Genomic DNA, 15073 nt, shown 5'->3' on the forward strand with positions numbered 1-15073 from the left:
ATAATAAGGATGTGTTATATGAATGGTAATATTAAGAATAAACAAGTTTCTGAAACTGAAAAATTGTACCATATTGGCCTTAGTGCTGCTGATTTACAGGGAGCAGATACTGCGATTTTGCCAGGAGATCCGGGGCGTGTTGAATGTCTGGCAAAAATGCTTGATGCAAAAGCTGAGCATATAGGCAAAAGTCGTGAATATACATCATATTTGGCGACAGTTGGCCGGGTGAATGTATTGTTGTGTTCTACCGGGATGGGTGGGCCTTCGGTGGGTATTGCGATTGAAGAACTTGCAATGGTTGGTATTAAAAAATTCATTCGAGTCGGAACAACAGGGTCAATTCAAGAAAAAATAGACTTAGGGTGCTTATTGCTCTCAACGGGGGCTGTGCGTTTAGATGGAACATCTTCACATTATGCTCCTATAGAATACCCTGCGATTGCGGATTTTGAATCATCACAACAGATTGTGAGTGCAGCATGTCGCTTAAACCTTTCGCTAAACACCGGGATTACAGCGTCCTCAGATACATTTTATCCGGGCCAAGAACGCTATGATAGTTATTCTGGCTATGTGCCGAAAAAATTTCAAAAGACGTTGGAAGAGTGGCGCAAGTTGAACGTTATGAACTTTGAAATGGAATCTTCCGCGTTATTTACAATTTGCTCCATTTTTGGTTTAAAGGCCGCTTGTTTATGTGTTGTTGTCGCAAAACGAACGGATTCTGAATTCGCAGATACGGAAGCGTCGCTACCTCGGTAGGTATTTTGCACTTCCATGGTGCAAAATCGCCTCGCAAAACGCGACGACTATAATGCCTCGGCCGTCCCCGTCACGAGACGCTCCGTGCCTTAATTCGGCACACTCCGCATCTCGCTCTCAGATGACTCTACGGCTCGTATAGATTTTTAGACACTCGTTCCGCCGACTCCGGACCTAAAGGCCCTACGTCACTCCGCTCTGCTAAAAAATCCGAGCCTACCTCGGAATACTCACCCCGCGCTTGGCGCTCCCTGGCTCGCATCGAAAGCAAATATGATCAAGGAATGCAGAACGTGATGATGATCTTAAAAGAAATGATTGAAAATAATCGATAACAGTATAAATTATATAAATAAAAAGGCAGCAGGTGATTTTGGTAAGTCTGTGCTGCCTTTTTTACTGTGTATTATATGGGTTATATTTTGTTTTCGTCTTCTTCGAAGTCTTCAAAATGGTGACGATCATGGTGAAGGACGATTAAGCCGGTTAGAAATGTAGCAGCTAAGGTAAAGAGAAACCAACCTAAATACATCATACTATTTAATCTCCTTAATACAGAATGTGTTGACCACGTTCGATGTCTTTTTCATGAATGGGGCCATCACGCCACATCTTGATATAGACAAAGGTGGTGTAACAGAAAATCACCGGGACCATGATTACAGCGACAATCGCAATAATAGTGAGAGCGTGGTGCGTCGTTGATGAATTCCATACCGTTAAGCTGTGTGCTGGATCGGTACTTGATGGCATGATAAACGGGAATAAGCTTAATGCGGCAGTTAGAATAGTGCCAATCTGAATTAAACTTGTGCCAAGGAAGGGCCAAATTGAACGGTTTGCCTGTGCGGTGATAATTGCAAAGAATGCGCCGATAAAGCCTGTAATCGGTGCGAGTATCGTCCACGGATAAGTATGATAATTATTCATCCAAGCGCCGACTTGGCGAGTGACATGGTTGGCAAGTGGGTCATTGATGCTAGCAATGCTTTTGCCAAGAATATAACCTGGAACTTTATAGGCGATTAAAATTCCGGCTGCTGCAAAGGCGATGATATAAAGCCAAGCGAACATGCGCAGTGCTTTTTGGGCGCGTGTTTTGATAATGCCTTTGGTACGCAAGTTTAAGTAAGCAGAACCATGAGTAATTACCATAAAAATCGCAGTAATACCACACAGCAATGCGAAGGGAGATAGTAAATCAATAAATGATCCAGTGTATTGCATTCTTAAAAATATAGGGTCAAAAGTAAAGGGCGAACCGAGCAGTAAGTTACCAAAGGCAACACCCATAATTAAAATGGGGATAAAGCTGGCAATAAAAATGCCGATGTCCCAGTTATTGCGCCATGTTTGATTTGGCAGTTTTGAGCGGTACTCAAAACCGACGGGGCGCAAGAATAGCGACCAAAGGATGAGCAGCATGGCAACATAGTAACCAGAAAATGCGGTGGCATAAACGGTAGGCCAGATGGCAAAAACCGCCCCTCCTGCAGTGATTAGCCAGACTTGATTGCCATCCCATGTTGGGCCGATGACATTAAGTGCTAAACGCCGTTCGGTATCGTTCTTGCCGATAAAGGGTAATAAAATACCAATACCTGAGTCAAAGCCGCTTGTTAGTGCAAAGGCGAGGAGAGTCGCGCCGACGATGACCCAGCCAATGACTTGCATAGTTGAAAGATCAATCATTTTTCTTTAACTCCTCATTTGCATTAGCAGGTTGTTCAAAGTGATAACGGCCCGTATGTAGGGCGCTTGGACCTAGGCGTGCAAATTTAAACATGAGGTACATTTCAATAATAAAAAGTAAGGTATAGAACAAGCCAAAACCAATCAGGCTAAAGGTGAGCTGTCCTGTTGATACAGAAGATGACCCCATTGCTGTCGGTAAGGTATTTTGAACGACCCAAGGCTGACGACCATGCTCGGCAACGAACCAGCCGAACAAGCAGGCCAGGAACGGCAGCGGTATAGCATACAGAGCAGTTCTAAATAACCAGCGCTGCTCCCACAGTTTACCGCGGATATTAAAGAAGCCTGCGGCAAGAACAATCAAGAGCATGACGCCAAAGCAGGCGATCATCAAACGGAATGAGTAAAAGACGGTCCAAACCTCAGGAATTGCGTTTTTTAGCAACTTGTTGGATTTGTGCATGCGAAGCATTTTGAATGTCGCTGATGTGAGATTTTAGCAATAGACCATAACCGAGGTCGTTTTTGTGTAATTCAAGTGTACGTTTCACTTGCGCGAGTTGTCTGGCAGAAAGTGGTTTACCCGTGATGCTTTTTTTCGTTCTTAGTTCAACGAGTGCAAGGTAGGCTTTGCGGCCATTGGTCATACGCACGACATTATCAGCAATCACTTCTTTCATGCCCTTGACTGTGCCGTCGAGTGAGTGAGTGGCAATGATGCTTAAAGCATAAGGGATTTTGATTGCAACAAGGTTTTTAAGCTCGTCATTACTCGGCAGAGCAAGCATGGTCCAAGGAGCAGGCGCCTCGGGTGTTTCCCATAGACCTTCAATGGCTGCCATTTTCATGGGCTGGGTTTCATCAACATCAAGCCCTGCATGATCACCGAAGAAGGCAACACCTAAAAGGACGATTAAGCCAAAAAAAGAACCATAGATAAAGGAGCGTTTAGCAAAGACAATATCACGGCCTTTGAGCAAATAATATGAGCTGATGCCTGTGACGAACATCGCGCCGGTGACAAGGCCGGCTGTAATGGTGTGTGCAAATTCAGCTTGTGCCGTCGGGTTGAAGAGAATATCGTAAAAGCTTGTCATTTGCATGCGCATTGAATCAATGTCGAACTCAGAACCTACAGGATGTTGCATCCAGCCATTGGCAACGAGAATGAATAAGGCTGAGAACATTGAGCCGACGGCTAAGCAAAATGTTGCGAACAGGTGTTGCTTTTTCGACAGTTTGTCCCAGCCAAAAAAGAAAATACCAAAGAATGTTGATTCAAGCATGAAAGCGACGAGCCCCTCAATGGCGAGCGGCGCACCGAAAATATTACCAACATATTGCGAGTAATAAGCCCAGTTCACGCCAAATTCAAACTCCATGGTGATACCGGTGACAACACCTAAGGCAAAGTTAATGCCGAAGAGTTTTCCCCAGAAGCGGACCATGTCCTTATAAACTTGTTTTCCTGTTTTAACATAGAGGCATTCCATGCCAAACAGTATCCAAGTCATCCCTAAAGTCAAAGGTACAAAAAGAAAGTGATAAAGAGCAGTGATGCCAAACTGCCACCGTGATAGCTCAACGACATGTTCGATAGGAAGCATTATCCTCTCCGATGTTGATAGGTGTTAATTTTGTAAAATAGTAATTTTAATGCACTGTAAATAAAAGGGGGTTGTCCAAAATAGTTTATGATGTTGAAAAGTGTAGAGGTCCAGGCCACACCCTTGAGATTAGAAAGAACAGATTTAGCCCTGTTTAAATTCATGAAGGAAAACATCATGGGTGAGCCTGAGTACTTGTCGGTTAAATGTAAAGAGTTTTCAAGAAAGTTTCTCATGATTTTGCCATAGCATTAAGCTCTAACCTTCAATTTACGCCGAATCATTATAGAGTAAATAAAGTTTGAAGTCTGCAAATAAGTTGTTTGGGGATCAGTTTTTTGCGCTTTTTCATTGGAATTTCTTCGATACTTTTTCCGAAACTGTCAGGCTGTTTCTTAATTTTTTGAGTAATTTTGGTGCAGATGAATATTGGCACGTGCGGGAGTGTATACAGTTACCCAAGCAAGGGGGTTTTTAAGGCGACTTTTAAATGGCAGCAAGAGGCCTTGTCAGGTGATATTGCCAATGAGCTTGGCTTCAGCACGTTCGATGTTCTCTGGAGTGCCGTATAACACTAAAATATCCTGCGACTTTAGGCGTGTATCAGGCTCAGGCTGAGCGCCTCGAATACCGCTACGACGTATGGCGGTGACGATGACAGAGAAGTCTTCAAGCTTAAGCTCTTTGAGTGTGCGATCCACTGCAAAGCTACCCTCCGGTAGAAAGAACGAGCTTAATTGTTCGCGCATATTTTCATCACTTTCGATGGTTTCGACATCCTGGCCTTTAAAGAAACCGCGCAAAAGGTCATAGCGATTTTTGCGAATATTGAGTAGCCAACCCATCACTCGATGTTTAGGGACACCGAGCATGAGCATGAGGTGAGAACCAAGCATGAGGCTACTTTCAAGGGCCTCTGAGACAACTTCTGTAGCGCCTTCTTGGCGGTATTCTTCAAGTAAAGCGTCGTTTTTAGCACGGACAAGAACATGTAGGTTGGGTGCAACATGCTGGACCAGGCGCAAGGATTTTTTGACACTGCTCGAGGGTGTTGTGAAGGTAATTACTAGGGCTTTGGCATGGGCAATGCCGGCATGGCGTAGTGTGTCTAGCTGGGTGGCATCGCCATAGAAAATATTCTCACCTGCAAGTGAGGCCTGTTCTATACGCAAAGGGTCTAAATCAATGGCAATATAATCAAATCCTTCGGACTCAACGGCACGTGCTAGGCGCTGGCCGACACGACTAAAGCCGCAGATAATCACGTGATCTTTAAGTTGAGTTGCTGTATTGGTGGGCGCCTTGGGAAGAGCAGGGCCTTCTGTTGAGCGCTCGGTCAGCTTTTTAAAGAGCTCGAGTAATGGCTTTTGAAAGCGTACCAGCATAATAGAGATGACCATACTGATCATCAAAGCGCCTAGCATAACTTGAGCGACGTGATCATCGATGGTATTAAAATTGGTTTCTATTGAAATTAAGACAAAACCAAACTCACCGCCTTGGGACAGTAATATACCCGTTTTAAAGGCATCTTCAGAATTCGCTTGCCGGGTGAACCTGACAACCACATAGATTACAATAGCTTTAACAACAACGATAGCAACCGCAATTAAAATCACCCAGACAGCAAGGTCAGCAAGTTCATGTAGGTTGACCAGGCTGCCCATACCAATAAAAAACAGGCCCAACAGAGTATCACGGAAGGGTCGAATATCAGCAGAAACTTGGTGATGATATGGTGTCCCACCGAGAATGACTCCGGCAAGAAATGCACCAAGCTCCATGGATAACCCCATTAAATCAGTAATCCAGGCTGCGGCAAGCGCGATACAAAGGGCGGTGAGCAAAAAAAGGTTCACTTGAACGTGCTTTGGAAATTTCATGAAAGATGCGAGAAACGACCCAGTGACCGACAAAAACGAGGACGGCGAAGGCAGCGACGCCTTTGGCCAGTTCAATCGCTGTGGTTTGAACGATATGATCGCTGCTGCCTTGGCTGAGTGACGTTGCAATAATGAGCAGTGGAATTGTGGCTAGATCTTGGAAAATTAAGATTGATAATGAAAGCTGGCCCCGTGGTGTGTTGACCGAACCGGCTTCTGCGAGTAATTTGCTGGCAATAGCGGTCGAAGAAAGAGCGATGGCACCGGCAGTAATAAAGCTGCTCGATAAGCTTAAGCCCAAAATAATGCCAATTCCCCAGGCAATTAAGATGCAGATTATAACTTGCAGGCTACCGGCTTTGAGCAAGGCTGAACGCATGGCGGCGAGGCGAGGTAAAGAAAGTTCAAGGCCAATAGTAAAAAGTAAGAAGACAACACCAAATTTCGCTAGAACATGCAAGTTATTAAAGGTGGAGATCCAGCCCGGGCCAGAAGGGCCAGCAAGTACACCGACAAAGAGATAGCCAAGAATGGGGGGAAGCTTAAAACGCCTAAAAATAGCAACGATGACAACAGATGTGGCTAATAAAATAAGAAGCTGCTGAAAAAGGCTGTGTGTCATAGATGCTCGCTAAATGAATTGAAGGCTACGATTATAGCGTTAAACAGTGATCTAATGAATCTAAAATTTTTTAAAAATGCTCTGTATCTTTGCTCACAATGGGTTGAAGTCCTGAAGGTTATTTTTTTTACGTTTGATTAAGACGTGGAGCGCACCTGCCCCTCCGAAACGCTTGGGTGCTGAAGCAAAAGCGAGTACGCGAGAGGAGTGGCGTAACCAATTATTGAGTTTATTTTTGAGTATAGGGGCTTCTTGGCTCATTTTCCCTTTACCATGTACAATGCGTATGCATTGGTATTGGCGATTTTGGCAATAATCAAAAAATTGCTTGAGCTGTTGTTTTGCTTGATGAATGCTATAACCATGCAGGTCAAGTTCATCTTCAGCCAAAATTTTTCCGCGTTTTAGCTTAGCAAGTACACTGTGTTGCATACCTTCTTGATAGTAATCGATCAGATCATTCGCTTGTACTGTTTGGCAGAGTGCATAGTCTGAGAATTCTTCTTTTTCTGGATCGTTATTACTGAAATCAGGCTGCTTTATTTTTTTAGGCAGAGGCTGTTTTTTATTGATGACTGCTTGAGTTTGCTGTAATGGTTTAATACCTTGCATTTCTTCTTGAAGGAATGCTTGTTCTTCAGCAGAGAGCTCATGTTTTTTTATGTTTTTTTTCTTGGAATCAGTCATCGTTACTTTCGAGGCGTTGTTATGTCATAATGAAAGCTAAGTTTAGCATGTATAAGTGAAAGAGTGAATGAAACGAGAGTTAACGGTAATAAATAAAGCGGTACAAACTGACTTACATACGATTGGGGATTGGTTACGCTGGATGGTCAGTAGTTTTCAACGTGCAGAGCTTTTTTATGGTCATGGCACAGATAACCCTTGGGATGATGCAGTGCAATTGCTACGTCATGCTTTGAGTTGGCCTGGTGAAATTCCTCGTGAAATGATGAATGCACGTTTGACAAGTGGTGAGAAACAGCAGTTACTTGTTTTGGTCGAGCAGCGGGTGAATTTACGTAAGCCGGTGCCTTATATTACTCATGAAGCTTGGTTTTACAATTTAGATTTTTATGTTGATGAAAATGTGTTGATTCCTCGTTCGCCAATCGCAGAGCTAATTGAGCAGCATTTTGAGCCGTGGGTGGAGTCATCTAAAATCCACCGCGTATTGGATTTATGCACGGGCAGTGGTTGTATCGGTATTGCTTGTGCAGTTGAATTGCCAGAGACACTCGTTGATTGTGTTGATATTTCTAAAGAAGCGCTGCAAATTGCTCGCCGTAACGTGGATCACCATGACTTGGACGAGCGTGTTAACTTGATCGAGTCGGACTTGTTTGATCAGATTCAAGGCAAATATGATGTCATTGTCAGTAACCCGCCCTATGTTGATGCTGAAGATATGAGCAGTTTGCCTGATGAATATCGTCATGAGCCAGCACTTGCCCTTGAAGCAGGGCACGATGGCCTTGATATTGTGCGAAGAATGTTAAAAGAAGGCAAGCATTATTTAAATCCACACGGGGTGATGATTATTGAAGTGGGTAATAGTGCTGTAGCTTTAGAAGATAGTTTTCCAACAGTGCCCTTTACTTGGCTAGAGTTTGAGCGAGGTGGTAGCGGGGTGTTTGTCATCAGTTATGAAGAGTTGGTCCGCTATCAGAATATATTTTAATATCAAGGAGGGAAATAAGCATGAAATTATTGTTTGTGTGTACAGGAAATATTTGTCGTTCGCCCACTGCTGAGGGAGTTTGCCAGAAAAAGCTTGTAGAAATGGGGTTAATTAAGCATATTGAAATTGACTCAGCAGGGACCCATGCTTTTAATGAGGGCGCAGCACCCGACGCACGTTCCCAAGAAGTGGCTGAGAAACATGGCATTGAACTTAATCATTTACGTGCACGCGTGGTGACAGTGGATGATTTTGAACGTTTTGACCATATTATTTGTATGGATAAAAACAATATGGATTACTTACGCCGTTCGGCTCCTGCCCATGCTCAGCATAAGTTGTCACTGCTGCTCGATCATGTTGAAGGTGCCGTCAGTCAAGATGTGCCGGATCCTTATTATGGTGGTGAACGAGGGTTTGAGCTGGTCTTTGCTGAAATTAGTTTAGGTGTTGATGCACTATTAAAAAAATTATGCACTCAATAATTAATAATGTGGCAAATATGTGGATAAAATATAACGAGGTGGGCGGTAATGAAAAAATATTCGATTGCAGTTGTTGGAGCTACGGGGGCCGTAGGCGAGACTTTATTGGAGTTACTGGTTGAGCGTAAGTTTCCTGTTGATAAAGTCTATCCTTTAGCGAGTCAGCGTTCTGTAGGGAAAACAGTTGAGTTAGGTCATCAGTCACTGGCTGTTGAAAATTTAGACGCGTTTGATTTTTCCAAGGTTGATATTGCATTTTTCTCTGCGGGTGGTGATATTTCTCACGATTATGTACCGAAAGCAGCCGAAGCTGGAGCGATCGTTATTGATAATACTTCACGCTTTCGGTATGAGAATGATATTCCTTTAGTTGTTCCTGAAGTGAACCCTGAGGCGATTAAAAACTATAAGGTGCGTAATATCATTGCTAACCCAAACTGCTCAACGATTCAAATGGTTGTTGCCTTGAAGCCATTATATGATGCGGTTGGGATAGAGCGTATTAATGTGGCGACTTATCAGGCTGTTTCTGGAACGGGTAAGCAGGCGTTAGAAGAGTTGGCGCATCAAACAGCGAGCTTGTTAAATGCAAAGCCAGTTGAAACGAAGGTCTACCCTAAACAAATTGCTTTTAATGTATTGCCACATATTGATCGACTTGAAGATAATGGCTATACCTTTGAAGAGATGAAAATGGTGCGTGAGACGCAAAAAATCTTTGCGGATGACCAGATTAAAGTGAATCCAACGGCGGTTAGAGTTCCTGTCTTCTATGGTCATGCAGAAGCGGTAAATATCGAAACCAAAGAAAAGATTACTGCAACTAAAGCGCTTGAACTTTTGGAAAATGCGCCTGGCGTTAAAGTGATCGATGGTGTGGGAGAAAGCTTTGATTATCCAACACCTGTTTCAGATGCTTCTGGGAAGGATGCGGTGTATGTGGGTCGTATTCGTGAAGATATTTCCTGTGATAAGGGGATAAATTTATGGGTCGTTGCAGATAATGTGCGTAAGGGCGCAGCACTTAATGCGATACAGATTGCTGAGCATTTAATAAAAAACGAATTGCCCTAAGGTGATTATTGATAATAAACAGGGGAACCCATGCGATTTTTGCATACTATGATCCGGGTGATTGATTTAGAAAAGTCTATCCAGTTTTATACTGAGATATTGGGCATGAAGTTATTGCGACGATCAGATAATGAGCAGTACCGTTATACATTAGCTTTTGTGGGTTATGGTGAAGAAAATGATCATACGGTATTGGAATTAACTTACAATTGGGATGAATCAGATTATGAGTTAGGGACTGCATTTGGCCATTTAGCATTTGAAGTTGATGATATTCATCGGTTTTGTCAGCAAGTCCATGCTGGGGGTGGGCGAGTCACTCGCGCGCCTGGCCCTGTTAAAGGGGGGGACAACGGTAATCGCTTTTATTGAAGACCCGGATGGTTACAAAATTGAGTTAATTGAAAAATAAATAGAAATAATAGATAAATTGATAGAGGTAGCAATGATTCAAGATACATTGAATAAAATTGAAAAGCAGTTAGAAAGTGCAAAATTGTCAGATGAAAAAAGAGCTGAGTTACTTGAACTCGCAAAGACCTTGCGTGCCGAGCTGCTAGACCTAGAAAAAACGAGCAAAGATAATGCACGTAGCATTGCTAATTTTACCCAAGCATCGACTCATGAACTGCTAAAAGATGATAAAAATGAGGACTTATTGGATTTATCTGCGCAAGCATTGGAACGCTCGGTGGTCGAATTTGAAAACTCTCATCCGCGTTTGGTACAGACGGTGAGGGATATCATTATTTCATTGGGTAATATGGGGATATAGCTGCATAGCAGGGCTGAAACGCCCTGATTTTAGTTTTCAGAGTTGTTAGAGTTTATTGCTGTTGAAAACCAGACTATTAATCGGGTAATTAAGGTTTTCTGAACGGGCGCTTTCTATATTTATCTGCTAGTTAGATCATTTTGCCTTTTGTTGAGCTGTGTTAACCCCTTAATCATATATAGAAAAGTGGGTGTTTTCTCTATATATGGGGAATGGAAAGTGTTATAAGATTATCGTGCTTGCGACATAATCTATACGATTGTATTGTTTTTTAAGGCTAAATTTTAGAGTTTGCTGTTTTTATTTATTGAATGCGATACTTTATTTAGTTTTTGAGCCTTAGTTCGCAGGCATAGACTATAATTCTAATTTGGAGGTGTCGGTTGGATAAGCAAGGGGTCAAAAAAATCCAATATCAGATGGATGGACAACAGGTTGTTCGTGTTTCTTCTTCGGAGTTACAGCAAAACTTGAAGCAGGTCATGCAACTATTATCAGAAGGTTATTTTGTGGAAGTGACTAAACATCGCACGAAAGTTGGAATGATTGTTCCTTACTAAGAGTCAGACATGACATAACCATGCCCGCTGTATTATCACGGGCATGCTGGTTTTCAGTGAAGTTTGAAATTAAGACTTTTCGGCAGTTTCTATATTTTTAAACCATACTCGTTGTTTTCCTCTAAGTATCGGGTTGTTATTTTGTGATTCAGCGCTTATTTTTGTAACCTTATAGTCGTATTGCGTTGAGATGTTGGTAGAAGCAAAAGAAAGTGCAGGGAGTGTGATAAGGCTGGCAAGAATTAAAGCTGATAGTCGCATGGCAAGTCCCCTATAAATAACACACTGTTTTCATTCATGTTTCATTTAAAGCGTAGGTCATAATGTTTGTTTGTTCCACTGAAAGTAGAATATTTCACATATAAAATAAAATATGATGATATTTTGCTTGTTTATCAATTTTATTTATTGAAATAGAATTAAAATTAAGCTTTTGTGCGCGCCCATACTTTTTCAAAAAGGTGAGCGTATTGGGAGACCATAAAGCTAGTGAAAACTAATAACCCGCCGATGATTGTGCTTTCATAAATAGCCTCGCCATTGATAAAATAAGCAAATACAGTTGCAAATACAGGTTCGAAGGCATAAATTAAAGCGGCTTTATTAATGCTTATTTTATTTTGATATTTACTTTGCAAGAAAAAAGTTAAGCAGGTTGAAAATGAACCGCAGAATATCAATGCAATGATTAGTATTGGTGTCAGAGTGAGATGAGCTGGTTGTGTCAGTGAGACAATCAAAGGTAATGGAATGGCAAAAAGAATTTGAAAACCGACGAGTAAGATTATATTTTGTTTGATTTTAAGAGTGATACGTTGTAGATAAGAAATGGAAAGTGCATAGGTGAAGGCACATCCGAAAGACCAAAGCTCTCCTGAGCCAATATGAGATACTCTAGCACCCGTTAAGATAAAGATGCCCAATAAGCAGATAACCGAAGCAAAAATGTCTGTTTTAGTGGGTTTGCCTAAGCCAAATAAGGGTGAAAGAAAAGGAACGAGCACAACGCTAAAAGCGGTAATAAAAGCTGAGTTGGCTGAACTAATTGTTTGTAGACCAATGGTTTGGCAGATGTAGCATAAGGATTCAAAAAACCCGAGGAGGAGCGCCCCTTGAATAATTGTTGGTGTGACTTTTGGTACTTTATGTAAGATAAAGGGGAAAAAAGTAATGACTGCAATAATCAGACGAATCGCAACAAATGCACTTGGATTAATCGTATCAACAGCACTTTTAATTAATGGAAATGTTAGGCCCCACATGACGGTGACAAGGATAAGAAACCAAGTTGCTTTTGTCGATGTGCTCACAATGACCTCAAAAAACCACCATTGTAACTGCCTGGATTCACTATGGCAATCGGTGATCTTTATTCTGGCCAAGAAGGGTCTGAAGCCAGTCGGGTGAAGGGAGAGTTACCAGCTAAGTGTTCAAGGGTCGCATGGGAAAGTGGAATGAAAAACCCAATGTTATTGTTGTGTGACCAATGACTGCTGTGCTGGAGTGATATGGGTGTATATAATTGTGAGAATAACAACCTTTGTTTTGCTTGATGAGCTAGGGTTGAGTAAAGTTTGGACTTATAACGTTTTATATTTTATTTCAGTTGACAAGGAAAATTAGCATGGAAAGTAATCTGATTGTTGATTTCGCTATCATTGGGACAGGCACTGCGGGCATGGCCGCTTACCGAGAAGTGAGTAAATTTACACAAAATATTGCTTTATTGGAAGCGGGAGAATATGGCACGACCTGCGCACGTGTAGGGTGTATGCCGTCTAAATTACTGATTGCTCCGGCAAATGCCTGCCATAAAATGACGAAAATATCTAGTTTTGGTTTAGAAGTAAATCCTGCGCGTGTTAATGGTAAGGCCGTGATGCAGCGAGTGCGTGATGAAAGGGATCGTTTTGTTGGTTTTGTTAAAGAAGCCGTTGCTGGCTTTAATCCAAAGCACTTAATTCAGCAGCGAGCTAAATTTAAAAATGATCATGAGCTAATTTTAGCAGATGGTCGTATTGTTCAGGCTGAACGTATCATTATTGCAACAGGCTCGCAGCCTTATATTCCTGAAGAGTTAAAAGCAGCAGGTTCGCGTTTGATGACCAATGACGATGTGTTTTATTGGCAAGATCTTCCCAAATCTATTGCCGTGTTTGGCGCTGGAGTGATTGGCCTTGAATTAGGTCAGGCGTTACATCGCTTAAACGTTAATATTGAGCTATTTGGCCGTAATCATGTAATTGGCATGATTACAGATCCAGATATTAATCAATATGCCTTAAAAACCTTTCAAAATGAATTTACCTTTCATGGTCAAGCAGATGTTTTAGCGATTACAGAAAATAGTAATAATGTAGCAATTCGATTTATTGATGATAAAAATATAGAGCAAACTCGTGAATTTGAGTACATACTCGCAGCCACCGGACGCGTTGCCAATGTATATGATTTAGGTTTAGAAAACACGTCGTTAGAGCTTAACTCTCGTGGTGTGCCTATTTATGATTCATTATCAATGCAGTGTGGAAAATCTCATATTTTTATTGCTGGAGATGCTAGCGGTGATTTGCCACTGCTGCACGAAGCTGCGGATGAAGGCAAGCTTGCTGGTGAAAATGCTGGGCGTTTCCCTGAAGTTTTTAAACATAAACGTCATACCGCTTTAGGTGTTGCTTTTACTGACCCTCAATTAGCGATTATTGGTCAATCTTATCGGCAGTTAAGTGAGAGTGCTATTGAATTTAAAGTAGGGAAAGTCTCGTTTGAAGATCAAGGTCGTAGCCGAGTGATGCTAGTGAATAAAGGGCGATTACATGTCTATGGTGAGTGTGGTACCGGTCGATTATTAGGTGCCGAAATTTTTGGTCCAAGTGCTGAGCATCTGGCACACTTACTTGCTTGGTCAATACAAAGCAATTTAACTGTGATTGATGTGTTGCATATGCCATTTTATCATCCGGTGATCGAAGAAGGGTTAAGAACAGCTTTACGTGATTTATTGCACAATTTACAAATGGGGCCGTTACCGCCGGCACGTTGTATTGATTGTGGTGTTGGTGCCTAATAGTAAAGCTTTAATTTTATTAAATTTAGTTTAAGAGGCGTGAAATGGCTGTAATAGGTTATGTTTTATTGCAGCTCATTTGATAACCAGCTTGAAATTTCAAGTGCTTCCTCAGGAAACTCTTGGGTTATTGGGTAAAAGATGGATTGCATTGCTTGTGCAGAGTAAGGGCTGAAGGTTAAGCAGGATTTGATTTTATCGATAATATCGATATTGAGTGAATCTGAGTAGACCTCAGCCTGTTGAATTTGAGCACTTTTGACAACAAGCTGAATTGAAAATAACCCAAATGAAAGATTTTTTTTCGAAGCTATGGGTAAAACTTAATGTTTTACCGTAGCACCATTCCCAGCTTTTATAGTGCTGATAGAGCGTGCTAAGGCCTGGGTATTGATTAATTGCTTCTAGGTTAATGGGTTTTGTGACTGCCTTGTTCGCACTATTATCATAGGCATCCTGAAAGGCTGAAATAATTGCTTGGCTTAAATTTTCATGATGAATATGGGGGGTTAATCTCAGTTAAATTGCTCACTCTGGATTTGACTGAAGTAATACCTTTAGCCATGAGCTTTTTCTTGCTTGGGTTTAAATAGTCTGCAAGCTTACTCATTGATGCATTAACGAGTAATGTGCCGTGATGCAAGTGGTGGGTTTTATTATTATAAAAGGCGCTGCCAGATAATTTTTTTAATTTCATTATTTATTTTTACGTGTAAGTCGTTTCGTCCGGCACAATGTGCTTGAATATTGAGTTTGGCAAGAGCGTTTAGAATAATACTAAAATTATTCTCTTTGTTTACGGAGCTTTTTGGAGAAATAAAAGTGAAATTGGTATTACCTAGATCATGGTAAACAGTGC

At 41.7% G+C, this 15073-nt stretch carries 17 protein-coding genes and 2 pseudogenes; 9 read left to right on the forward strand and 10 right to left on the reverse strand.

Going from position 1 to position 15073, the window contains the following annotated elements; translation table 11 throughout:
- Positions 1 to 18: 18 nt before the first annotated feature.
- Positions 19 to 765 carry a uridine phosphorylase gene (udp, locus tag BGC07_RS14805; protein WP_069313723.1) on the forward strand — a complete coding sequence of 249 codons (747 nt, stop codon included), beginning with the start codon at positions 19 to 21 and terminating at the stop codon, positions 763 to 765.
- 549 nt (positions 766 to 1314) lie between these two features.
- Here udp and cydB read toward each other — a convergent pair.
- From cydB to BGC07_RS14825, 5 genes and pseudogenes are all read right to left on the reverse strand, one after another.
- The gene (gene cydB, locus BGC07_RS14810; protein ID WP_069313724.1) at positions 1315 to 2457 is read right to left on the reverse strand and encodes a cytochrome d ubiquinol oxidase subunit II; all 1143 of its coding nucleotides are present in this window, start codon (positions 2455 to 2457) and stop codon (positions 1315 to 1317) included.
- A pseudogene (locus BGC07_RS14815) lies at positions 2450 to 4067 on the reverse strand (cytochrome ubiquinol oxidase subunit I). The gene cydB and the pseudogene BGC07_RS14815 overlap by 8 nt, the downstream one beginning before the upstream one ends.
- 509 nt (positions 4068 to 4576) lie before the next feature.
- Positions 4577 to 5926 (reverse strand): monovalent cation:proton antiporter family protein, encoded by a 1350-nt coding sequence (locus tag BGC07_RS14820; protein WP_235603290.1) that lies wholly within the window; start codon positions 5924 to 5926, stop codon positions 4577 to 4579.
- Entirely contained in the window at positions 5868 to 6572 is a 705-nt protein-coding gene (locus BGC07_RS22685; RefSeq protein WP_235603292.1) for a cation:proton antiporter domain-containing protein, read from the reverse strand. The genes BGC07_RS14820 and BGC07_RS22685 overlap by 59 nt, the downstream gene beginning before the upstream one ends.
- Before the next feature lie 93 nt (positions 6573 to 6665).
- Positions 6666 to 7259, reverse strand: a complete 594-nt coding sequence (locus tag BGC07_RS14825) for a Smr/MutS family protein (protein WP_077216933.1) — start codon at positions 7257 to 7259, stop codon at positions 6666 to 6668.
- Between the two features lie 67 nt (positions 7260 to 7326).
- Between BGC07_RS14825 and prmB the strand changes: the two genes are divergently transcribed.
- The 6 genes and pseudogenes from prmB to BGC07_RS21270 all read left to right on the forward strand — a co-directional run bounded on the left by prmB (position 7327) and on the right by BGC07_RS21270 (position 11147).
- Positions 7327 to 8253: a 50S ribosomal protein L3 N(5)-glutamine methyltransferase gene (gene prmB, locus BGC07_RS14830; protein ID WP_069313725.1), complete on the forward strand. Its 927-nt coding sequence runs from the start codon at positions 7327 to 7329 to the stop codon at positions 8251 to 8253.
- 20 nt (positions 8254 to 8273) lie between these two features.
- A complete protein-coding gene (locus BGC07_RS14835; protein ID WP_069313726.1) occupies positions 8274 to 8738 on the forward strand; it encodes a low molecular weight protein-tyrosine-phosphatase in 465 nt (154 codons plus the stop codon).
- Positions 8739 to 8786: 48 nt separating this feature from the next.
- A complete protein-coding gene (locus BGC07_RS14840; RefSeq protein ID WP_069313727.1) occupies positions 8787 to 9812 on the forward strand; it encodes an aspartate-semialdehyde dehydrogenase in 1026 nt (341 codons plus the stop codon).
- A 30-nt stretch (positions 9813 to 9842) separates the two neighbouring features.
- Positions 9843 to 10224, forward strand: a pseudogene (gloA, locus tag BGC07_RS14845) (lactoylglutathione lyase).
- 33 nt (positions 10225 to 10257) lie between these two features.
- Positions 10258 to 10587 carry a DUF4404 family protein gene (locus tag BGC07_RS14850; protein ID WP_069313728.1) on the forward strand — a complete coding sequence of 110 codons (330 nt, stop codon included), beginning with the start codon at positions 10258 to 10260 and terminating at the stop codon, positions 10585 to 10587.
- Between the two features lie 383 nt (positions 10588 to 10970).
- Positions 10971 to 11147: a hypothetical protein gene (locus tag BGC07_RS21270; protein ID WP_201258154.1), complete on the forward strand. Its 177-nt coding sequence runs from the start codon at positions 10971 to 10973 to the stop codon at positions 11145 to 11147.
- Positions 11148 to 11216: 69 nt separating this feature from the next.
- Here the strand turns inward: BGC07_RS21270 and BGC07_RS14855 are convergent, their stop codons facing one another.
- A complete protein-coding gene (locus tag BGC07_RS14855) occupies positions 11217 to 11408 on the reverse strand; it encodes a hypothetical protein (protein ID WP_069313729.1) in 192 nt (63 codons plus the stop codon).
- A gap of 164 nt (positions 11409 to 11572) precedes the next feature.
- Positions 11573 to 12457 (reverse strand): DMT family transporter, encoded by an 885-nt coding sequence (locus BGC07_RS14860; RefSeq protein ID WP_069313730.1) that lies wholly within the window; start codon positions 12455 to 12457, stop codon positions 11573 to 11575.
- A 42-nt stretch (positions 12458 to 12499) separates the two neighbouring features.
- Between BGC07_RS14860 and BGC07_RS20805 the strand changes: the two genes are divergently transcribed.
- On the forward strand, positions 12500 to 12637 hold the full coding sequence (locus tag BGC07_RS20805; RefSeq protein WP_158006964.1) for a hypothetical protein: 138 nt from the start codon (positions 12500 to 12502) through the stop codon (positions 12635 to 12637).
- A 134-nt stretch (positions 12638 to 12771) separates the two neighbouring features.
- A complete protein-coding gene (locus tag BGC07_RS14865) occupies positions 12772 to 14214 on the forward strand; it encodes a dihydrolipoyl dehydrogenase (protein WP_069313731.1) in 1443 nt (480 codons plus the stop codon).
- Positions 14215 to 14279: 65 nt separating this feature from the next.
- On the opposite strand, the gene BGC07_RS23990 is transcribed toward BGC07_RS14865, so the two are convergent.
- From BGC07_RS23990 to BGC07_RS22690, 3 genes are all read right to left on the reverse strand, one after another.
- Positions 14280 to 14528 (reverse strand): lipoate protein ligase C-terminal domain-containing protein, encoded by a 249-nt coding sequence (locus tag BGC07_RS23990; RefSeq protein ID WP_139121769.1) that lies wholly within the window; start codon positions 14526 to 14528, stop codon positions 14280 to 14282.
- 176 nt (positions 14529 to 14704) lie between these two features.
- On the reverse strand, positions 14705 to 14911 hold the full coding sequence (locus tag BGC07_RS23995; protein WP_139121720.1) for a lipoyl protein ligase domain-containing protein: 207 nt from the start codon (positions 14909 to 14911) through the stop codon (positions 14705 to 14707).
- On the reverse strand, positions 14874 to 15073 hold a 200-nt coding region (locus tag BGC07_RS22690; RefSeq protein ID WP_449421083.1), incomplete at its 5' end, for a lipoyl protein ligase domain-containing protein. The genes BGC07_RS23995 and BGC07_RS22690, both read right to left, overlap by 38 nt.

The organism is Piscirickettsia litoralis (assembly GCF_001720395.1).
GTDB classification, from domain to species: Bacteria; Pseudomonadota; Gammaproteobacteria; order Piscirickettsiales; family Piscirickettsiaceae; genus Piscirickettsia; species Piscirickettsia litoralis.